Genomic DNA, 21615 nt, shown 5'->3' with positions numbered 1-21615 from the left:
GTTTTCAAGACGTTTTGGAACTCCAACCTCGCGATCGGGTTTTGGTTCCGGGTGGGACTCTTGCCGTGATAGGCTCGAACGCCGAAAGAGAAGCGGGACCGGTCGTGCTGCGAAAACTCTCCACCTACCGACAGAAGCGTGACTTCGAGAAGACGCCCGAGCCATCCGGCAAGACCGCGGTGGCACCATCGGAACAGCGGCGTTTCGTGATTCAGAAGCATGATGCCACGCGGCTGCACTACGATCTCCGACTCGAATTCGACGGCGTGTTCAAGTCCTGGGCCGTGACGAAAGGGCCTTCGCTCGATCCCCACGACAAGCGCCTGGCGGTCGAGGTCGAGGATCACCCGCTCGACTATGGCGATTTCGAAGGCACGATTCCGGAAGGCCAGTATGGCGGCGGCACAGTGATGCTGTGGGACCGCGGCACGTGGGAGGCGGAAGATCCGGAAGCCGGTTTTAAGAAGGGCGACCTCAAGTTCACGCTCCACGGCGACAAGCTGCAGGGAAGCTGGGTGCTGGTGCGCATGCGCAACCGCGGCGGCGAAAAGCGCACCAACTGGCTTCTGATCAAGCATCGCGACGAATATGCCCGCGAGGGCGCGGACAACGACATTCTCGACGAGGATAAGTCGGTCGCCTCCGGCCGCGCGATGGAGCAGATCGCCGAAGGTAAGGGCCGCGCGCCAAAGCCGTTCATGCTGGCGAAGGGTAAGGCTAAGGCTAAGGCGGATGCGGTGTGGCAGTCCAACCGGACTGAGGAGACGAAAGGCAGGACCGTCCAGCCGGCGCCGCGCACGGCCTTGAAGGCCGGGAAGACCGGAAAGAAGACGACGACGGCCACGAACGCCAAGAAGGTCTCGGCGATGCCGGACTTCGTGGCGCCGCAGCTCTGCACGCCGGTCGAGCGGCCGCCGGCCGGCAACGGCTGGTGCCACGAGATCAAGTTCGACGGCTACCGCGTGCAGCTCCGGGTCGAGGACGGCGAGGTGACGTTGAAGACGCGCAAGGGCCTGGACTGGACCGGCAAGTTCGCTTCGATCGCGAAGGAGGCGGGCGCGCTGCCGGATACCATGATCGACGGCGAGATCGTCGCGCTCGATCACAACGGCGCGCCGAATTTCTCCTCGCTCCAGGCCGCACTGTCGGACGGCAAGACCGAGGACCTCATCTTCTTTGCCTTCGATCTCCTGTTTGCCGAAGGCCTCGACTACCGCCGGCTGCCGCTCCGCGAGCGCAAGGCGCGGCTCAAGGAGCTGCTGGAGGCGCGCAAGCGCAAGTCGGCGCAGATCCGCTATGTCGAGCACTTCGAGAGCGGCGGCGATGCCGTGCTGCAATCGGCCTGCAAGCTCGAGCTGGAAGGGGTGGTGTCGAAGAAGCTCGACGCGCCCTATCGCTCCGGCCGCACTGAGAGCTGGACCAAGGCCAAATGCCGCGCCGGCCATGAGGTCGTGATCGGCGGCTACAAGACCACCGACGGCAAATTCCGCTCGCTGATGGCCGGCGTGCATCGCGGTGATCATCTCGCCTTTGTCGGCATGGTCGGCACTGGCTTTGGCGCCGACACGGTCAAGCGCATCATGCCGTCGCTGAAGGCGATGGAGAGCAAGGAGAGTCCCTTTGGCGGCAAGAATGCCCCGAAGAAGACGCGCGACGTGCACTGGCTGAAGCCGGAGCTCGTTGCCGAGATCGAATTTGCCGGCTTCACCGCCGACGGCAATATCCGCCAGGCCGCGTTCAAGGGCTTGCGGCAGGACAAGCCGGCCGAGGAGGTCGAGGCCGAGACGCCTGTCGATACCGCGCTTGCAGAGCCTTCCGCCAGAAAGCGCGTCATGCCGAAGACAGGCAAGAAAGACCGCAGCATCGCCGAGGTGATGGGCGTTGCGATTTCGAAGCCGGATAAGGAGCTATGGCCGGATGGCGGCGACGGCGAGGGCGTTACGAAGCTCGACCTCGCGCGCTATTTCGAGGCCGTCGGCGCATGGATGATCGAGCACATCAAGGGCCGCCCCTGTTCGATCCTGCGCGCGCCCGATGGCATCGGCGGCGAAAAATTCTTCCAGCGGCACGCGATGCAGGGCACGTCGAACCTGCTCGAACTGGCAAAAGTGTCCGGCGATCGCAAGCCGTATTTGCAGATCGACCGGGTCGAGGGGCTCGCGGCCGTGGCGCAGGCCGGTGGTGTCGAGCTGCATCCATGGAATTGCGCGCCGGATGCCTATGACACGCCGGGCCGACTGGTGTTCGATCTCGACCCGGCGCCGGACGTGGACTTTGCCGACGTCGTCGAGGCGGCCAAGGAGATGCGGCAGCGGCTCGCCGCTGTCGGCATGGAGAGCTTTTGCAAGACCACCGGCGGCAAGGGCCTGCACATCGTGGTGCCGCTGCTCCACGGCGCGCGCGACAAGGTGAGCTGGAAGGAGGCCAAGGCGTTTGCGCAAGGAATCTGCCAGTGGATGGCCGATGACGACCCCGAACGGTATCTGCTCAACATGTCGAAGAAGCTGCGGAACGGAAAGACCTTCCTGGATTATCTCCGCAACGATCGGCTCTCGACGGCGGTAGCGCCCCTGTCGCCCCGTGCGCGTGCCGGCGCGACCGTGTCGATGCCCGTGACCTGGGCGCAGGTGAAGAGCGATCTCGACCCGAAGAAATACACGGTGCGGACCGTACCCGGCCTGTTAGGCCGGTCCAAGGCCTGGGAGGGCTATGACGATGCGGCTACGTCGATCAAGGCCGCAATGAAGAAACTGGCGGGGAAGTGAAGTAGGGTGGGTTAGCCGTAAGGCGTAACCCACCTCTTTGGTTTCCGCAGAGACAGAGGTGGTGGGTTACGCTCGCGGACTGCGCTTCGCGCAGCCGCGGACTAACTAACCCACCCTACGAAGTCTGCAACTAAATCCGTCCCATCAGCAGCAGGATCAGCAGGATGATGATGACCAGCCCGAGGCCGCCGCCGCCGTAATAGCCGGTGCCGTAGAACGGGCCGCCGCCAATGCCGCTGAAGCCGCCGAGCAGGGCGATGACCAGAATGATCAGAATGATCGTGCCGATTGACATGCGAGTCTCCTCCAGCCCTTGTGGAAAGGGTCGTTTGCACCTGTCCCGTGTGCGAGGGCAACTTGCCGCAGGTTTTAAAGTTCCGGTTTTGAAACGGGGCGACAGGTGCAAGTTGCATGGAACCTTTATGGTCGCAGCCGGCATCATTAAGTGAGGATCAAGCAGCAGAGGGCAGGGCCATGTCAGCACCGCTTGTCGTTTCCATTCCGCATCGTCTCGGCCGCGAGGAGGCGGTGCGCCGGCTCAAGAGCGGGCTTGGCCGCGCGGCCGCCAGCATTCCCGTGCTGCAGGTCGAGGAGGAGCGCTGGAGCGGCGACAGCATGAATTTCCGCATCCGCGCGCTCGGTCAGATCGCGACCGGTCAGGTCGACGTCGCCGACGATCACGTCAAGGTTCAGGTGGTCTTGCCGTGGCTGTTGCAGCGCTTTGCCGAGATGGCGCAGGCGACCATCAAGAAGCGCGGGCAGTTGCTGCTGACCAAGGACGACGGCAAGTGAGTTTCAGGCGCGGGCGCGCTGCCGCGCAGGCCTGATGGCGCTCGCTGCGCGGGCCGCAATGACAGCCGCCGGAAGATCGCGGAAGGCCTGTGCGATCGGCAGTGCGTTGCCCGCAAGGCCCGCTGCGGCATAGCCCGTGATATCGACGGTGGCGTCGAAGCCTTCGGGTGCGGGCCATTCCCGGCCGGCTTGCGTGAACGGCGCAAACTGGCGTCCGACGATCACGATCGCCGCAGCGCGGCCGCGGCGGCGAGCGAATGCGATGACGTGCTCAGCGTGCGTGCCGCGCACCTCCAGCTTCTGGTACTCGCCCTGCGCGAAAACGTCCGCGAGCTCGTTGCGGCGCCTGAGCAGGTGCCGCGTCCAGGCGAGCTTGAGCCGGCCGTCCGGCCAGGTCCTGGTCAGCCCGGTCCAGTCCGGCGTTTTCAATGACGCCAGCGCGGTATCGCGCGCGGAAAAATCCACGGGGCGGCGGTTGTCGGGATCGACCAGCGACAGGTCCCAGAATTCGGTGCCTTGATAGAAGTCGGGCACGCCCGGCAATGTCGCCTTGAGCGTGAGCTGGCTCAGCGAGTTCAGCGCGCCGAGCAGCGCGAGACGGCGGGCCAGGGTCTGCAGCGCCTCCAGGAATTGGCCTGATAGCGCGGGATCGAGGATCTTTGCGATGAAGCTCTGGAGGCCGTTCTCATAGCCCTCGTGCGGGTTAAGCCAGCTCGTCTCCTCCTTGCCTTCACGCGCGGCCTTCAGCGCATAGGCCTGGATACGTTCAGCGAAGCTTGCATCAGGCGGCTCCTGCAGCGGCCAGGCGCCGAGCAGGGTCTGGTAGAGCATGTATTCGAACGTCGCCGACGGCGCGCGCAGATTGCCGTGAAGCGCAAGATGCGGCGCGTTTAACACCTTCCAGCGCGACACCGCGCTGGTCCATTCGCCGGGAATTTCGCTGAGCGCCGCAATCCGTGCGCGGGCGTCCTCGCCGCGCTTGGTGTCGTGGGTGGCGGTCGCCGTCATCCCTTGCGGCCACTCCCTGGCGCGCGCCCGCATCGCCTCGTGGAAGGCGGGAACGGTGAGGCCGGTGCTCGCGGGATCGCCGCCGACCTCGTTCAAGGCCAGCAGCCGGTGGAACTGGTAGAACGCGGTGTCCTCCAGCGACTTCGCCATCACCGGCCCGGTGAACTGCTGCACCTTCAGTGCGAAGCGGCGCACGCGCGGCGTGCTGTGCGGGGGCCGGCCGGGCTTGAGCAGATCCATGGTCAGGGCATCGCGCAGGAAGTCGAAGATGCCCTCGTCAGCGGCGAACCATTCGGCGCGGGCGCGCGCGATGGTGTCCTCGATCAGCTTGCGGTCGTGCGCGGTCGCCCCTGCCGTGGTCAGATAGGTGCGATAGACCGGGAAATGCAGCACATAGAGTTCGAGCGCCTGCCGCAGGCTGTCGGCTGAGAAGTCGCGCGTCGAATAGTGCCCGTTGGCGATGCGCGCGAGCAGGCGCGTCAGCACGGTGAATTCGCTGGTCAGCAGCGTCTCCAGCACGCGCCGCTTGGCCTCCTTGACGTAAGGCGCAAGCCGCGGCGAGCGGTTGCTGATCTGGCGCCAGGTCTCGTCCAGCGCCTCCAGCCCCTTGGCGTCGACCAGCACCTGCGTGATGACGTTCATCCACTCGTAGCCGGTGGTGCCCTGGACGCCGGCGAGATGCGGCAGGCGCTCGTGCTCGCACAGGATCTTCTCGATCAGCGTATAGAACGGTCTTGTCTTGCCCTGCGCATCGCGCACCAGCCGGCGCAGCCGCTGGCAATATTGCGCGGGATCGCGCAGGCCGTCGATGTGATCGAGGCGGATGCCCTGCATTTTGCCGTCGGCAATGAGCTGCTTCACCAGCCGGTGCGTGGCGGCGAAGGTGCCGGGGTCCTCGACGCGCAGGCCGGCGAGCCCGTTGACGTCGAAGAAGCGGCGATAGTTGATGTCGCTGGAGGCGAGCCGCCAGTGTCCGAGCTTGTAGTTCTGGCGCTCCAGCAGGTGATGCAGCGCCAGCGTCTGCGCGTGATGGTCCTTGGCGGCGCGATAGGCGGCAAGACCGCGGCTGATGATGTCGGCGGCGCCGGCGATTTCCTTGAGCTCCAACTTGAAGCCCGGCGCTTCCTTGCGATTGGGGCGGCGCAATCCCGTGTAGCGCGCCGCAAGAGCGAGCAGGCGCTTGCCGGCTTCCGTCTCGGCGGCGTCCGCCTCCTTCACGGTCATGCGCAGGATTTCGCCATAGCGCTCGGGCGCGACGGGCAGGCGATGCTCGAAATACCAGGCCGAAAAGCTGCCCTGGTCGGAATCGTAGCGTAGCTCGATCTCGCCGCGCTCGAGCGCCTCGCCATAGGACGAGCCGAGGATCGGCAACAGCACGCCGCCGCGGGCGCGGTGGGGCAGCAGATCCCAGTCGATATCGAAGGCGGCCGCGTGCGGCGAGGCCTGGCCCCATTCCAGCACGTCGAGCCACCATGGATTGTCGGCAAAATGCACGCCGACATGGTTGGGCACGAAATCGATGATGAGGCCGAGATCGTGCTGCCTGAGCGCCTCGCTCAGTCGCGCAAAGCCGGCTTCGCCGCCAAGCTCGGGATTGAGCTGACCGTGGTCGACGGTGTCGTAGCCATGCGTCGAGCCCTTGCGCGCCTTCATCACCGGCGAGGCATAGAGATGCGTGATCCCGAGCTCTTTCAAATATGGAATGACCTCAGTGGCCTTGTCGAAGCCGAAATCCGCGGTGAGCTGAAGTCGGTAGGTCGCAATGGGAATGGCGGGAGGCATGTCAACCTCCGAGGCGCCAGACCACCGACCAGGGCGGAAGCCGATCGCCTGACGCGCCGCCCCAGATCGGCGCGCCCATGCTGACATTGGAGGTGATCTCGCGGTCCGACAGATTGGCGAGGAGGCGTAACGTCGTGCCGTCCCCCATGCGCCAATGAGCGCTGAGCAGGCCATTGTCGACCGCCTCGGCATCACCGAAGCTTGCGCCCTTGAGCCGCGGCATGATCTCCTTGCGGCGGAGCGCGAGCAGCTCACGCACCAAAGCGAGCCGCGCGTTCTGCTCCGGCGTGCGGCCGGTCCAGTCGAGCACGGCCGATTCGAGCGTTGCAGGATCGAGCGGGTCGGGCACCTCGTCGCCGTATTTCTCATAGGCCCAGCCATATTCCTGCTTGCGGCCCTTGCGCACGGCATCGGCAAGTCCGCCCTGAAAATCGCAGAAGAACGGGAAGGGGACCTTCGAGCCCCATTCCTCGCCCTGAAACAGCATCGGCACCATCGGTGCGAGCAGGGTCACTGCGAGCGCCGCCTCGATCTGCTGCGGCGATGCCAGGCTCTCGAGCCGCTCGCCGAGCGGGCGATTGCCGATCTGGTCGTGGTTTTGCAGGAAATTGACGAAGGTTGCGGGCGGCAACTGGCCGCTCGGCTCGCCGCGCGGCTTCTTGCCCCAGAACTCCGAGATCTCGCCCTGATAGACGAAGCCCGAGGCGAGCGCGCGGGCGAGATCCATGCGCGGGGTCTGGTAGTCGCCGTAGTAGCCGGCGAGCTCGCCGGTCAGCATCACGTGCCAGACGTGATGATAGTCGTCGTTCCACTGTCCCCGATATTTTCCGTTCGGCGGCTCCTGCGCGGCGTCGAGCAGGCTGGCGCGATTGTCGCCGTTCTCCAGCACGAGATGAATGTGCCGCCCCGTCGCCCTGGCAAGCTCGCCGGCGGTCACGCTGAGGTCCTGCAGCATCGATTGCTCGCCGGGGACAGCCATGATGTGGTTGGCGGCGTCCAACCTCAGTCCGTCGAAGCGGTAGTCGGTCAGCCAGGACAGCGCGTTCTCGACCGCAAAGGCGCGCACCTGCGGCACGCGGTAGTCGATCGCGCTGCCCCAGGGCGTATGTGCGTCGGTGAAGAAGGTCGGCGCATAGCGGCCGAGATAATTCCCCTCGGGGCCAAAGTGATTGTAGACGACGTCGAGGAGCACCATCAGCCCGCGCAGATGGGCCTCGTCGATCAGCATCTTCAGATCTTCGGGACGGCCATAGGCGCTATCGGGCGCGTACCACAGCACGCCGTCATAACCCCAGCCGCGGCGTCCTGCGAAATCGGCCAGCGGCATCAATTCCAGCGCGGTAATGCCAGTCGCGGCGAGATGATCGAGCTTGTCGATCATGGCGCGGTAGGTGCCCTCAGAAGTGAAGGTGCCGACATGGGTCTCGATCAGCACCGTCTCTTCCCAGGGACGGCCGCGCCACTCGCGCGCGCGCCAGGCGAAGGCGTCGTGATCGATCACCTCGCTCGGGCCGAACACGTCTTCGGGCTGAAAAGCCGATGCCGGATCGGGCACGTCGATCTCGTCGTCGATCCTGAACTTGTAGGGGCTGCCGACCGGCAGGCCGGCGATCTCGGCCACGTACCAGCCGTCCTGCCGGCGCTGCATCGCGTGCCTGCGGTCGAGCAGGAGATCGACGCGGCGCGCGCCGGGCGCCCACAGCCGGAACGACACGCCGTCTTTCGTTGGCCGCGCCCCGAAGGATGGCCTCATGATGCCCCCGCGAAGGCGAGCACGGAGCGCGGCGGCGCCTTGCTGTCGCTTCCGGACGGGAAGTCGATGGTGTTCAGCTTGGCATCGGTCGTGTTCAGGATCTGCTGCCAGCTCTTGTATTCGGACATCTCGGGCAATTTGAATGCGATCTCTTCGGGCGCGGCGTTCAGGACGATAAAGATCGCGGCGCTGCCCGGTTCCATCGGCCCCATCACATAGGAGAGAAACCGCCCATCCGGGAATGTCCAGTCGCTCTCCGTCATCTCGCTACCTGTGGGCGTCAGCCACAGCGCGCCGTAGGAACTGCCGTCCTTGGGGCGACCGTCAAGCCAGCGATGGCTGCGAAGCTGCGAGAAGCGGCGGCGGATGTCGGCGAGATGGCCGACGAAATCGACCATGTCCTCGCTCTCCGCGCCGAGATTGTCCCAGCCGACCCAGCCGACCTCATTGTCCTGGCAATAGGCGTTGTTGTTGCCGGACTGCGAATTGCCGACCTCGTCGCCGGCGAGGATCAGCGGGACGCCCTGCGCCAGCATCAGGCAGGCCAGCACGTTCCTGCGAAGCTGCCGGCGCAGGACGAGGATGTTCGGATCGTCGGTCGGTCCCTCGACACCGCAATTGTTGCTGTGGTTGTCGTTGGAGCCGTCGCGATTGTCCTCGCCATTGGCCTCGTTGTGCTTCTCGTTGTAGCTGAAGAGGTCGGCGAGCGTAAATCCGTCATGCACCGTGATGTGGTTGATGCTGGCGCGCGGCCGCCTTCCGTCGTGGTTGAACAGGTCGGAGGACGCCGTCATGCGGCTGGAGATGTCGCCGATCAGGCTGCCTTCGCCGCTCCAGTAACGGCGCATGGCGCTGCGATAGCGGTCGTTCCACTCCGACCATTGCGAGGGGAATGCGCCGACCTGGTAGCCGCCGAGGCCGAGGTCCCAGGGCTCGGCGACGAGCTTCACGGCGGCCAGCACCGGGTCCTGCCGGATCGCGGTCAGAAGCGAGCTGCCACGATCAAAACCGTTCGGCCCGCGCGCGAGCGTGGTGGCGAGGTCGAAGCGGAAGCCGTCGACATGGCAGACCTCGACCCAGTAGCGCAGGGAATCCATCACCATCTGCAGCACGCGCGGATGGGTGAGGTTCACCGACGAGCCGCAGCCGGTGAAGTCGTCGTAGTAGCGCGGGTTCTCGCGGTTGAGCCAGTAATAGGAGGCATTGTCGATGCCGCGATAGCACAGCGTCGGGCCGAGGTGGTTGCCCTCGGCGGTGTGGTTGTAGACGACGTCGAGCATCACCTCGATGCCGGCGTCGTGCAGGCGTGCGACCGTGGTGCGGAAGGAATCGAGCGCATTGTCCTGGGCGTAGCGCGGCTCCGGCGCGAAGAAGGACAGCGTGTTGTAGCCCCAGTAATTGGCGAGCTTCTTTTCGACCAGGATGCGGTCGTCGACGAAACTGTGGATCGGTAAGAGCTCGATCGTGGTGACGCCGAGCTTCTTCAGATGCTCGATCATCGCCGGCGAGGACAGGCCGCCATAGGTGCCGCGGAGGTTCGGCGGCACGTCGTCGCGCTTCTGCGTCAAACCCTTGACGTGGGCCTCGTAGATGATCGTGTCTTCCCACGGAATGTTCGGCCGGATCTCGCGCCGGCCCCAGTTGAAGGTCTCGTCGACCACGACGGCTTTGGGCATGCCGCGCGCATTGTCGCGGCGGTCGAAGGAGAGGTCCTCGCGCGGCGAGCCGGTGCGGTAGGCAAAATGCGCATCGCTCCAGACCAGCCGCCCGGCGAGCCGCTTGGCATAGGGGTCGAGCAGCAGCTTGTTGGCGTTGAAGCGGTGGCCGTGCTCGGGCTCGTAGGGACCGTGCACCCGGTAGCCGTAGAGCTGGCCCGGCGAGACGTCGTTGAGATAGCCGTGCCAGACGTCCTCGGTCTTTTCAGGCAGTTCGACGCGCTCGAGCTCGCGGCGGCCTTGCGTGTCGAACAGGCAGAGCTCGACCTTCTGCGCGTTGGCGGAGAACAGCGCAAAATTGGTGCCGCGTCCGTCCCAGCTTGCGCCGAGGCGTGCGGGCGATCCAGCAGTCAGGCGCATATGTCAGCTTTCCGGAACGAGGAAGATCGCGGCGAGCGGCGGAATGGTGAGGCGGAGCTCGGGCGTCTTGCCGTCAACGGTCTGAACCTCGCCGATGTTCCCGACATTGCTGCCGCCGTAATGGGCGGAGTCGGAATTGAACACCTCTTTCCACTTGCCGGCCAGGGGCGCGCGAACGCGATAGTTGCGATAGACATTGGGGGAGAAATTGACGACCACCAGGCATCGCGCGTGCTCGTCAAAGCCCTTGCGCAGCCAGGCGAACACGTTGCGGTTGGCATCGTCAGTGATCAGCCATTCGAAGCCGGCCTGGTCGCAGTCCATCTGATGCAGCGCCGGCACCGCGCGGTAGAGCCGGTTGAGGTCGCGGATCAGCGCCTGGATGCCGGAATGGACCTTGTATTCGAGCAGGTGCCAGTCGAGCGACTGGTCGTGATTCCATTCGCGGCTCTGCGCGATCTCGGCGCCCATGAACAGGAGCTTCTTGCCGGGGTGACCGAACATGAAGCTGTAATAGGCCCGCAAGTTCGCAAAGCGCTGCCATTCGTCGCCCGGCATGCGGCCCAGGATCGAGCGTTTGCCGTGCACGACCTCGTCATGCGACAGCGGCAGGATGAAGTTTTCCGAGAACGCGTAGTGCAGGCCGAACAGGATCTCGCCGTGATGATGCTTGCGGTGGATTGGATCCTTGCTGATGTAGTTCAGCGTGTCGTGCATCCAGCCCATGTTCCACTTGTAGCCGAAGCCGAGCCCGCCGAATTCGACCGGGCGCGAGACTTGCGGCCATGCGGTGGATTCTTCCGCGGCCGTGGTCGCCTGCGGGAAGCGGGCAAAGACCTCCGTGTTGAAACGGCGCAGGAAGTTGATCGCCTCGATGTTCTCGCGGCCGCCATACTGGTTCGGAATCCACGCGCCGGGCGGCCGGCTGTAGTCGAGATAGAGCATCGACGCTACCGCGTCGACGCGTAAGCCGTCGATGCCGTAGCGCTCCATCCAGAACAGCGCGTTCGACACCAGGAAGTTCGTCACTTCAGTGCGACCGTAATTGTAGATCAGCGTGCCCCAGTCGAGGTGGCGGCCCTGGAGCGGGTTGGCGTGTTCATAGAGCGCCGTGCCGTCGAAGCTGCCGAGCCCGTGCGGATCGTCGGGGAAATGGCCGGGCACCCAGTCGAGCAGCACGCCGATGCCTTCGCGGTGGCAGGCATCGACCAGCGCCGCGAAATCCTCAGGGCTTCCGAACCGGCTGGTCGGGGCATAGAGGCCGGTGGGCTGATAGCCCCATGAGCCGTCGAACGGATGTTCGCTCACGGGCAGGAATTCGAGATGCGTGAACCCCATGTCGCGGGCATAGGCCGGCAGCTGCTCGGCCAGCTCGCGATAGGTCAGCCATTCATTGTCGCCCTTGCGCCGCCACGAGCCGAGATGGACCTCGTAGATCGACATCGGCGCCGACAGCGCGTTGATGCCGTCGGGCGCCGGGCGCGGCCGCGGCAGATGCGCCTCGTCGAGTACGATCGAGGCCGTCTTCGGCCGTACCTCGCTCGCAAACGCCATCGGATCGGATTTCAGCGGAAGCAGATGGCCGTGCGGCCCGATGATCTCGAACTTGTAGTGATCGCCGATCTTCGCATTGGGGATGAACAGTTCCCAGTACCCGCTGCCGCGCACCCGCATCGGATGACGCCGCCCGTCCCAGAAGTTGAAATCGCCAACCACGGATACGCGCCGTGCATTCGGTGCCAGCACCACGAAGCCGATGCCGTCGACGCCGTCGAGCCGCATCGGATGCGCACCGAGCTTGTCGTAGAGGCGCTGGTGGGTGCCTTCGCCGAGCAGATAGAGGTCGAAATCGGTCAGGATCGGCGGAAAGCGGTAGGCATCCTCGAATTCGACGACGTTGTTGCCGAATTTCGCGCGCAGCTGGTAGTGCTTCGAGCCGTTGGGCAGGGCCCCGATGAACAGGCCGGAGTCATGAACGCGGTCGAGCGGCGCGACCTCGCCATGCTCGCCGACCGCCTCGACATTGGTGGCCTCGGGCAGGAAGGCGCGCACCACGCTCTTGCCGCCCTCGGGATGCAGCCCGAGATAGTGGAAGGGGTCGGAGTGGCGGCCCTCGATGATCGCGTAGGCTTCGGCTGGCAGTTTAGGCATGGGCTTCGCTCTCGGCACTGGACAGAATGCGAAGCAGTCCGGTCAGCGGCGCATGGAGCCCCTCGGGCCGGTGGGACAGTTCGTACTCTACGTCGTCGAACGCTTGATCAAGCAGGAAAAACCTTAACAGGCCTTGCGCGACTTGCGGATCTTGCGGCCATAGCCTCCGGTCGGTCATGGCCTCACGATAGGCGGACAGGAACGTCGTGGTAGCGCGTTCGCGCCATTCGCCGAGCGCGGCTGCAAGCCGGTCCTGTTCGTCGGAGGCGCCGGTGAGGGCGCGATTGAGGGCCACGTTAACCGAAAGATCAATCGAGCGGATCATGCCGGCGACGTCGCGCGCGGCAGGCAGCTTGCGCCGCTTGTCGGCCAGCGGCCGGCGCGGATTGCCGTCGAAGTCGATGATGAAGATGTCGTCCTTCACGATCAGAGTCTGCCCGAGGCGGAAGTCGCCATGATGACGGATGTTCAACCCGCCGATCCCGGAAGGCAATAGTGCATTGAGGTGGTCGGGCAGGGCCGCACGCGCGGCGCCGAGCTGGTCGATCAGCGGCCGGTCCGCCTCCCGCAGGCCGTCGCGGCTGTTGGCCAGCTGCTCGAAAACGCGCTCGGCCCGTGCCTTGAGGTCGGAGACCCAGCGCCTGGCGTGTTCGGAGCCGATCGGCTCCGGAGCAAGATTGTCCGGCTTTGCCGCGGCCAGGGCGACATGCAACTCGGCGAGCCGCCGGCCGATCTGCGCGATGAAGTGCAGATAGGGCGCCTGCTCCTGGGTCTCGCGCGGCGCCTCGCCCGCGGGCGAGACCCGCTGCTCGTCGATATAGCGATCGAGATAACCGGTGGTCACGGTCCAGCCGTCGCCCTGGTTCTCGACAAAGGCATGCAGCACGCCGAGCGCGCTGTGCCGATCGTCCTCGACCAGCTCGACGCTGCCGAGCAGGGCCGGCGTGTTGGCGAAGTGAGCCACCTCGGTGAGGTAGTGGCCAATCTCGATCTCGGGACTGGTGCCGCTTTCGAGCTGCCGATGGATCTTGACCACATATTGGTTGTCCACGAGCGCGGTGCTGTTGGACTGCTCGATCGCGCGGATGCGTTGGGGCTCCTTGATGGTGTAGTCGGCGAACCGGCTGGTCGCCTTGAACTCCAGCCGCAGATCGTTCTCGTCTACCACCAGGTTTTGCGACAGACCCCGCAGGAACAGGCCGATGAAGATCTGCTCGGTCGCGACGTCCAGCAGCGTGCCCTCGCGCGCACCCTGGCGGACGGCGGCGAGCGCCTTCGGGTTGAAGCGTTCGCGGTCGAAGCGTACCCATTCGATCTGCATCGGCAGTACGTAGCGCGTCGTGACGTCGCCCCGAGTGGTCTCGAAGAACGCGATCCAGGGCCTGTTGTCGCCGATATCGCTGAAAGGCACCGCCGAGGTCAGCGCAGCCTTGATGTGCTTGGGATTGTGCTCCGGATACCAGCGTGTCCTTGCTAAAAATCCCGGCAGCACGTCGCGCTCGAACACGCCGCGCTCGCGAGCGAGAGAAACCCAGTTCGAATTCACCGGCACGACCAGGGTCTCGAACTCCGGCACCGCGCGCGGCGTCACCGGCTCGGACTTGTCGCGCTCCTGAAGCTGGAACCAGTAGAAGCCGTAGGGCCCCAGCGTGATCATGTAGGGCAATTCGCCGATCGCCGGGAAACGCGTCCGTCCGAGCATCTCCTGCGGGATGCGGTCCTTCCACGGCGACAGATCGAGCTCGGTCGCCTGCGCGGCGCGCGAGAGGTTGGCGACGCAGAGGATCACCTCGTCGCGATACTGCCGGACATAGGCAAGCACGGCGCGATTGGCCGGACGGATGAAGGTCATGGTGCCGCGGCCGAAGGCGAGCGTCGACTTGCGCACCGAGATCAGCCGCTTGGTGGCGCTGAGCAGCGACGACAGGCTGCGCGACTGCGCCTCCACGTTGACCGATTCATAGCCGTAGACCGGGTCCATGATCAGCGGCGCGTAGAGCCGGGCGGGGTCGCAGCGCGAGAAGCCGCCATTGCGGTCCGGGCTCCATTGCATCGGCGTGCGCACGCCGTTGCGGTCGCCGAGATAGATGTTGTCGCCCATCCCGATCTCGTCGCCGTAATAGATGATCGGCGTTCCCGGGAAGGACAGCAGCAGCGAGTTCATCAATTCGATCTTGCGGCGGTCGTTGTCCATCAGCGGCGCGAGGCGCCGCCTGATGCCGACATTGATGCGGGCGCGCGGATCGTTGGCGTAGGTGGTCCAGAGATAGTCGCGCTCGACGTCGGTGACCATCTCCAGCGTCAGCTCGTCATGGTTGCGCAGGAACAGCGCCCATTGGCAGCTCGCCGGGATGTCCGGCGTCTGGCGCAGGATGTCGGTGATCGGGAAGCGGTCTTCCTGGGCGATCGCCATGTAGATGCGCGGCATCAGCGGGAAGTGATAGGCCATGTGGCATTCGTCGCCGCGGCCGAAATATTCCTGCACGTCCTCCGGCCATTGATTGGCCTCGGCCAGCAGCAGCTTGCCCTTGGAGTACGCATCCAATTCCTGGCGCAGGCGCTTGATGATCGCATGCGTCTCCGGCAGGTTCTCGTTCGAGGTGCCCTCGCGCTCGCAGAGATAGGGAATCGCGTCGAGGCGGAAACCGTCGACCCCGGCATCCAGCCAGCGCTTCATCACCTGGATGATGGCGCTGACCACGCGTGGATTGTCGAAATTGAGGTCGGGCTGGTGCGAGAAGAAGCGGTGCCAGTAGAAGGCGCCGGCCTCCGGATCCCAGGTCCAGTTCGACTTCTCGGTGTCGGTGAAGATGATGCGGGTGCCCTGGTATTTCTGGTCGGTGTCGCTCCAGACATACCAGTTGCGTGCGCTCGAGCCCGGATGGCTGCGGCGCGCGCGCTTGAACCATTTGTGCTGGTCGGAGGTGTGGTTGACGACGAGCTCGGTGATGACGCGCAGGCCGCGCTTCTGCGCCTCCTGGATGAAACGTTTGAAATCCTTCATCGTCCCGAAATCGGGATTGACCGCGCCGTAATCGCCGATGTCGTAGCCGTCGTCGCGGCCGGGCGAGGGATAGAACGGCAGCAGCCACAGCGCGGTGACGCCGAGCTCCTGGAGATAGGGCAGCTTCTCGGTCAGGCCGGCGAAGTCGCCGATGCCGTCATGGTTGCTGTCGGCAAAGGCCTTGACGTGGAGCTGGTAGATGATCGCGTCCTTGTACCAGAGCTCATCCACGACCTCGGCAGCCTCGGCCTTCTTGGTATCGACGGAAGACAAAACATTCATGGCGTGACCCCTTACGCCAGGCAGCGGAACAAGAGCGCCGGATCGCGATCGGGATCGATACGCAACCTGATCCCGCCCCATTCGATGCGGGACTGCTCGCCGGTGAGGAGGTTTTCGAGTGCCGTCACATGGTGTCGCTGTCCGCCGGCGTCAACAGTGATGTCGGCGAGCGGCAGCCAGAATTCGCGCGCATGTCGGGAGAGCGCGATCACGACGACGACGGTGTTTGCGGGATCGGCCGCCTCCTTGGCGAAGGCGATCGTCTCGCCGTCCTCGATGCCGAGGAAGCGCAAGGTCGCGGTCTGCTGAAGCGCCGGGTTTTCGTTGCGGAGGCGGTTGAGCGCGGCAATCCAGGGCTTGATGTTGCCGGGCTTGTTCCAGTCGCGCGTCTTGACCTGGTACTTTTCGGAATCGAGATATTCCTCACGGCCGGGAATCGCCTCGTGCTCCAGGAGCTCGAAGCCGCCAAAGATCCCGTAATTGCCCGACAGCGTCGCGGCCAGCGCGAGCCGTGATTTGAAGACCCAGGGCTCGCCGCTCTGGAGATGATAGGGCAAGAGGTCGGGCGTGTTGACGAACAGGTTCGGACGATAGAAGTCCCGCTCGGGATAACGGGTCAGCTCGCCGAGATACTGTTCCAGCTCCCACCTCAAAGTGCGCCAGGGGAAATAGCTGAAAGACTGCGTGAAGCCGAGCTTGGCGAGGCCCTGCATCAACTTCGGTCGTGCAAACGTCTTGGAGAACAGGATCACCTCGGGATTTCGGCGGCGGATGTCGCCGATCAGCCACTCCCAGAACGGAAGCGGTGCGGTGTCGTGATTGTCGATGGCAAAGATGGTGACGCCATGGTCGATCCAGAACAGCATGGCGTCGCGGAACGCATTCCACAGCCCGGCGCGATCGACGGAGCCGAAGTCGGGGATGACGATGTCCGAATAGGGCCCATCCGCCGTCCGCACCGAGCGGTCCGGCCGCCATTTGAACCATTCCGGATGCTGCGTCAGCCAGGGATGGTCCGGCGAGCACTGCACCGCGAAGTCCAGCGCAAGCTCGAGCCCGTACTCGAGACACGTGGCGACCAGCGCGCGGAAGTCCTCGATCGTGCCGAGATCGGGATGCAGCGCATCGTGCCCGCCCTCGGCGGTGCCGATCGCATAGGGCGACCCGGGATCGCCCTCGTTCGCCACCGGCGCATCGTTGCGCCCCTTGCGGCCTGTGTGGCCGATCGGGTGGATCGGCGTGAAATAGAGCACGTCAAAGCCCATCGCGGCGATATCAGGCACGCGTGCAATGCAGTCGCGGAGCGTGCCGTGCCGGCCCGGGATCTCGCTCTGGCTACGCGGCATCATCTGGTACCAGGCGCTGAAGCGCGCCTTGTCGCGGTCGATCATCAGTGGGAAGAGCGGCGAGCGCGTGAGGTCGGGCCGCGACTGGCTCTCGGCCATGGCCTCGCCAAGCTCGGTCGCGAGCAGCGGCGTAACGTCGCCGGTCTGGAGATAATCCTCGCATCGCTTGATGATGATCGCCGCGGCGTCCTGCCGTGCGCCATGCGCCTTGGTCAGCAGTCCGGCGCCCTCGATCGCATCCAGGCTGACATCGGCGCCGGTGCGCCGTTTTCGCGCGACGGCGTGCGACCAGGTGGCGAACTCGTCGGTCCAGGCTTCGATCGCGTAGACATATTGGCCGGGCTCAACCGGTGTGAACGCGCCGCACCAGCGGTCATTGCCGTGAGGGGTCATCGGCTCGCTCCGCCATTCGCGGTCCTGCTCTCCTCGCCAGATCAGCGCGGCGGCGATCACGGCGTCGCCGTCGCGGTAGATGTCGGCCCAGACCTCGACCCGTTCGCCCGCGATCCGCTTCACGGCGAAGCGGCCGCCGTCGACCGAGGGATAGACGTCTTCGATGAGGAAAGCGCTGCCGGATGCGGCACTTTCGACAGTTTGAATTGTCTTGTTCACGGTGATGCCATTGACAAGAAAGCAGGAGCCCGTTTCCCTTGTCGGGAACCCACGCTTGGTACCATTATAGAAAGCCGCTTGTGTGTCATTGGTTCCCTGGGGAACGGCAAGCGCAGTTTGCGAGTTACCCCTGACTAACCTCTTCCGCGACCTCGTTAAAATCCCTGCCCCCGGCCAAATCATGGCCTGCAAGCTGCGTGCCGAATGGATCTTTTAGCTCAAGCCCGGATCAAGGGCGTTCAATCCGAATTCGTTGACGCCCTCGGCAAGCTGCGGGTCACCGCGCCCGAGGCGCTCAAATCCATCCTCGATGCCCTGCCGGAGAAGCGGGTCTACCGCTTCGTCGGCGGGCCGGTCGTGGTCCGGGCCCTGGGACATCCGCGCACCGAACTGGCGGCAACCGGGACGCCGCCGCTGCAATGGAAAATCTTCGGCAACGGCAATGTGATCGCGCAAGGCGAGACGCGCGAGCCGGTCATTGCCTGGCCGGCCGGCCTGCCGCTCGGCTATCATCGCCTGACGCTGACGGATGCCGGGGGTGCAAGCGAAGAGGTGCCGATGATCGTGGCGCCCGAGCGCGCCTTCGGCGGCGATTTCGATCGCGGCTGGCTGCTCGCCGTGCAGCTCTACAGCGTCCGCTCCGACCGCAACTGGGGCATCGGCGATTTCACCGACCTCGCCGGTCTCGTCCGGCTCGCCAAGCAACTCGGCGCCGACGGCGTCGGCCTCAATCCGCTGCATGTGCTGTTCGACGACCAGCCGGCCGATTGCAGCCCCTATTCGCCGAACAGCCGGCTGTTTCTCAATCCGCTCTATATCGACGTCGAGGCGATCCCGGAATTTTCCGCCGATCTCGTCCCCGATGCGGCCGCAACCGCCGCGCGGCTGCGTGAAGGCGACCGCGTGCCTTATGCCGACATGGCGGCGCTGAAATGGCTGGCCTTGCGCGCGGCCTTCAACAGCTTCGTGACGAGCGCGCGCGAGGCGCGCCGCAAGGAGTTTGACGCCTTCCGCGCCGCCCGCGCGCCGCTATTGTCCCGCTTCGCCTGCTTCGAGGTGCTGCGCCATCGCTTCAACCGGCCGTGGTGGGAATGGCCGTCCGAATGGCAACAGCCGGACGAAGCCAAATGCGCCGAGCTGCACAAGGGGCCTGAGCGGCGCGAGGTCGAGTTCGTCGAATTCGTGCAGTGGACGGCCGACAGCCAGTTGCATGCCGCCAAGGTGCTGGCCGGCCAGCTCGGCATGCGCGTCGGGCTCTATCTCGACGTCGCCGTCGGCGTGCAGTCGAACGGCTTCGATGCCTGGAACGAGCAGACCGCGATTTCCCGCCACCTCGCCGTCGGCGCGCCGCCCGACGTGCTCAACACCGTCGGCCAGGACTGGGGCCTCGCCGGCTTCAATGCCGGCGGCCTGGAGGCGCAATCCTTCGTGCCGTTCGCCGACATGCTGGCGGCGTCGATGCGCCATGCCGGCGCCATCAGGCTCGATCACGTGCTCGGGCTGAAACGGCTTTATCTCGTGCCGCGCGGCTTCAAGCCCGACAACGGCGCCTATGTGCAGATGCCGTTCGAGGCGCTGCTCGCCGCGGTGGTGCGCGAGAGCGCGGCCCACAAATGCATCGTGATCGGCGAGGATCTCGGCACCGTGCCGGAAGGCTTTCGCGAGACCATGCAGGATTTCGGCATCTGGTCCTATCTCGTCATGATGTTCGAGCGCGACGATGCCGGCCATTTCCGCAATGTCGATCACTACCGGCCCAACGCGCTGGTGACGCTGAACACGCATGATTTGTGCACCTATGCGGGCTGGCGCTCCTTCAGCGATCTCAAGATGAAGCGCTCGCTCGGGCTCGATCCCGGCGAGAACGACCAGGCGCGCTGGGATGCGCTCGGCATGCTCGACCAGATCCTGCGCCAGAACGGCATCAACGGCAACGACCTCTATTCGGTGCTCGCCTTCCTGTCGCGCACGCCCTCGCGCCTGCTCGCAGTGTCCATGGAGGACCTGCTCGGCGTGATCGACCAGCCCAACATTCCCGGCACGATCGACGAGCATCCGAACTGGCGCCAGCGCCTTCCTGTTACGCTCGACAAGATCGCCTCCAAGGTCGATCTCGCGGCTTTGAAGGCCGCGACACGGGAACGTTCGCTGACCGGCGGGAGTTGAAGGGCCGGGGCTTCCCAGGCTCGTACGACATTGATGCAAAGGATCGAGGACTATGCGCTGATCGGCGACTGCGAGACCGCGGCGCTGGTCGGGCGCAACGGCTCGATCGACTGGCTGTGCTGGCCAGCCTTCGATTCCGATGCCTGCTTTGCCGCGATCCTCGGCACGCACAGGAACGGCCGCTGGCTGATCGCGCCAAGTGAGGATGTCACCGCGACGTCGCGCCGCTATCTCGGCAATACCCTCATCCTTGAAACGCGGTTTGAGACCAGAAGCGGCACTGTCGCGCTGATCGACTTCATGCCGCCGCGCGGCAAGGCGTCCGACATCGTGCGCCTGGTCCGCGGCGTCAGCGGCACGGTAAAGATGCGGATGGAGCTCGTCATCCGCTTCGGCTTCGGCGTGGATATTCCCTGGGTGCGGCGGATCAATCATTCCCTGCTCGCGATTTGCGGCCAGGACATGACGGTGCTCCGCACGCCGGTCGAGACCCGCGGCGAGGATCTGACCACGGTGTCCGACTTCGAGGTGAGGGCAGGCGAGGTTATTCCCTTCGTGCTGACCTACGGCCCCTCGCATCTCGATCCGCCCGGGCCGATCGATCCCGGGGTCGCGCTCCAGGAGACCGAGAATTTCTGGCAGGACTGGTGCCGCCGCTACACCCGCGACGGCGATTATCACGATCTCATCATGCGTTCGCTGATCACCCTGAAGGCGCTGACCTTCGCCCCCACCGGCGGCATCGTTGCGGCGCCCACCACATCCCTGCCGGAAAAGCTTGGCGGCAGCAGGAACTGGGATTACCGCTTCTGCTGGCTGCGCGATGCCACCTTCACGCTGCTGGCGCTGATGAACTCGGGCTACACCGAGGAAGCGTCGGCCTGGCACAATTGGCTGCTGCGCGCGGCCGCAGGCTCGCCGTCGAACATGCAGATCATGTACGGCATCTGGGGGCAGCGGCGGCTCTTGGAATGGGAGGCGGCCTGGCTCGCCGGCTATGAGGGCGCGCAGCCGGTGCGCGTCGGCAATGCCGCGCATGCGCAGCTCCAGCTCGACGTCTACGGCGAGCTGATCGACGCCTTCCACCAGTCGCGCATGGCCAGGCTGAAGCTCGACGAGGAGAGCTGGGCGCTGGAATGCAGCGTGCTCAACCATCTCGCCGAGGTCTGGGACCGGCCCGATCACGGCATCTGGGAACGGCGCGGCCAGCCCCGGCACTACGTGTTCTCAAAGGTCATGACCTGGGTCGCCTTCGACCGCGGCATCAAGAGCGCGGAGACCTTTGGCTTCAAGGCGCCGCTGCTGCATTGGCGCACCTTACGCGAAGCCATTCATTGCGACGTCTGCAACAATGGCTTCGATGCGGAGGAGAACGCCTTCGTCGAGTCCTACGGCTCGAAGCTGCTCGATGCCAGCGTGCTGCTGCTGCCCGCGGTCGGCTTCCTGCCGGCGTCGGACCCGCGCATCTGCGGCACCATCGCCGCCGTCGAGACATGCCTGATGCGCGACGGTTTCGTGCTGCGGCACGATCCGCGCGAGCTGCCTGCGGGACAGGCGCTCGAAGGTGCGTTCCTGGCCTGCAGCCTATGGCTCGCCGATGCTTATGTACTGTCGGGCAATCTCGACAAGGCGCAGGAATTGTTCGATCGCGTGGTCGGCGTTGCGAACGATGTCGGGCTACTCGCCGAGGAATACGACTCCGTGGCCCGCCGCCAGACCGGCAACTTCCCGCAGGCGCTGACCCACATCGCGCTGATCAACACCGCACACAACTTGTCGGCGGCAAGGCAGAGAAGCGAGAAGCCGGCGATGCAGCGGTCGAAGTAGCTTGGCACGGGAGGTTGTTCAACTCGCCCGTAGGAAGGTGAGCCGCAAGCGG

The 21615-nt window shown here is 65.1% G+C and carries 11 protein-coding genes; 4 read left to right on the top strand and 7 right to left on the bottom strand.

Annotated features, from left to right (window positions below; translation table 11 throughout):
• The first annotated feature begins 104 nt into the window (after positions 1–104).
• Positions 105–2765, top strand: coding sequence for a DNA ligase D (gene ligD / locus JQ592_RS22045; RefSeq protein WP_211405080.1), 2661 nt, complete (start codon positions 105–107; stop codon positions 2763–2765).
• Between the two features lie 130 nt (positions 2766–2895).
• Here ligD and JQ592_RS22040 read toward each other — a convergent pair whose 3' ends face one another.
• Entirely contained in the window at positions 2896–3060 is a 165-nt protein-coding gene (locus tag JQ592_RS22040; RefSeq protein WP_084298933.1) for a DUF3309 family protein, read from the bottom strand.
• A gap of 179 nt (positions 3061–3239) precedes the next feature.
• On the opposite strand from JQ592_RS22040, the gene JQ592_RS22035 reads away from it, so the two are divergent.
• A complete protein-coding gene (locus JQ592_RS22035) occupies positions 3240–3557 on the top strand; it encodes a polyhydroxyalkanoic acid system family protein (protein ID WP_211404892.1) in 318 nt (105 codons plus the stop codon).
• Between the two features lie 3 nt (positions 3558–3560).
• Here the strand turns inward: JQ592_RS22035 and treY are convergent, their stop codons facing one another.
• Genes treY through JQ592_RS22005 form a run of 6 tightly spaced genes read right to left on the bottom strand, consistent with a single transcriptional unit; the run spans position 3561 to position 17570 of the window.
• Positions 3561–6347: a malto-oligosyltrehalose synthase gene (gene treY / locus JQ592_RS22030; RefSeq protein WP_211404891.1), complete on the bottom strand. Its 2787-nt coding sequence runs from the start codon at positions 6345–6347 to the stop codon at positions 3561–3563.
• A gap of 1 nt (position 6348) precedes the next feature.
• On the bottom strand, positions 6349–8100 hold the full coding sequence (gene treZ, locus JQ592_RS22025) for a malto-oligosyltrehalose trehalohydrolase (protein WP_211404890.1): 1752 nt from the start codon (positions 8098–8100) through the stop codon (positions 6349–6351).
• Complete coding sequence (gene glgX / locus JQ592_RS22020; RefSeq protein WP_211404889.1) at positions 8097–10175, bottom strand: glycogen debranching protein GlgX; 2079 nt, start codon at positions 10173–10175, stop codon at positions 8097–8099. The genes treZ and glgX overlap by 4 nt, the downstream gene beginning before the upstream one ends.
• Positions 10176–10178: 3 nt before the next feature.
• A complete protein-coding gene (glgB, locus tag JQ592_RS22015; RefSeq protein ID WP_211404888.1) occupies positions 10179–12326 on the bottom strand; it encodes a 1,4-alpha-glucan branching protein GlgB in 2148 nt (715 codons plus the stop codon).
• Positions 12319–15612, bottom strand: a complete 3294-nt coding sequence (treS, locus tag JQ592_RS22010) for a maltose alpha-D-glucosyltransferase (protein ID WP_211404887.1) — start codon at positions 15610–15612, stop codon at positions 12319–12321. Before treS ends, glgB begins: the two co-directional genes overlap by 8 nt.
• A gap of 11 nt (positions 15613–15623) precedes the next feature.
• Positions 15624–17570 (bottom strand): maltotransferase domain-containing protein, encoded by a 1947-nt coding sequence (locus JQ592_RS22005; RefSeq protein WP_211404886.1) that lies wholly within the window; start codon positions 17568–17570, stop codon positions 15624–15626.
• A 204-nt stretch (positions 17571–17774) separates the two neighbouring features.
• Here JQ592_RS22005 and malQ point away from each other — a divergent pair, with 204 nt between their 5' ends.
• Positions 17775–19736 (top strand): 4-alpha-glucanotransferase, encoded by a 1962-nt coding sequence (malQ, locus tag JQ592_RS22000; RefSeq protein WP_211404885.1) that lies wholly within the window; start codon positions 17775–17777, stop codon positions 19734–19736.
• A gap of 30 nt (positions 19737–19766) precedes the next feature.
• Positions 19767–21563 (top strand): glycoside hydrolase family 15 protein, encoded by a 1797-nt coding sequence (locus JQ592_RS21995; protein WP_211404884.1) that lies wholly within the window; start codon positions 19767–19769, stop codon positions 21561–21563.
• Positions 21564–21615 lie beyond the last annotated feature (52 nt).

Source organism: Bradyrhizobium iriomotense, from assembly GCF_018129405.1.
Lineage (GTDB): Bacteria > Pseudomonadota > Alphaproteobacteria > Rhizobiales > Xanthobacteraceae > Bradyrhizobium > Bradyrhizobium iriomotense_B.
Note: the sequence above shows the minus strand (reverse complement) of the source record. Positions and strands in the feature narration are given on the sequence as shown.

Excerpts from the sequence above, each read along its gene's own strand:
- glgB (WP_211404888.1), bottom strand. The coding sequence starts at position 12,326 with ATGCCTAAACTGCCAGCCGAAGCCTACGCGATCATCGAGGGCCGCCAC.
- glgX (WP_211404889.1), bottom strand. The coding sequence starts at position 10,175 with ATGCGCCTGACTGCTGGATCGCCCGCACGCCTCGGCGCAAGCTGGGAC.
- JQ592_RS22040 (WP_084298933.1), bottom strand. The coding sequence starts at position 3,060 with ATGTCAATCGGCACGATCATTCTGATCATTCTGGTCATCGCCCTGCTC.
- JQ592_RS22035 (WP_211404892.1), top strand. The coding sequence starts at position 3,240 with ATGTCAGCACCGCTTGTCGTTTCCATTCCGCATCGTCTCGGCCGCGAG.
- treS (WP_211404887.1), bottom strand. The coding sequence starts at position 15,612 with ATGAATGTTTTGTCTTCCGTCGATACCAAGAAGGCCGAGGCTGCCGAG.
- treZ (WP_211404890.1), bottom strand. The coding sequence starts at position 8,100 with ATGAGGCCATCCTTCGGGGCGCGGCCAACGAAAGACGGCGTGTCGTTC.
- malQ (WP_211404885.1), top strand. The coding sequence starts at position 17,775 with ATGGATCTTTTAGCTCAAGCCCGGATCAAGGGCGTTCAATCCGAATTC.
- treY (WP_211404891.1), bottom strand. The coding sequence starts at position 6,347 with ATGCCTCCCGCCATTCCCATTGCGACCTACCGACTTCAGCTCACCGCG.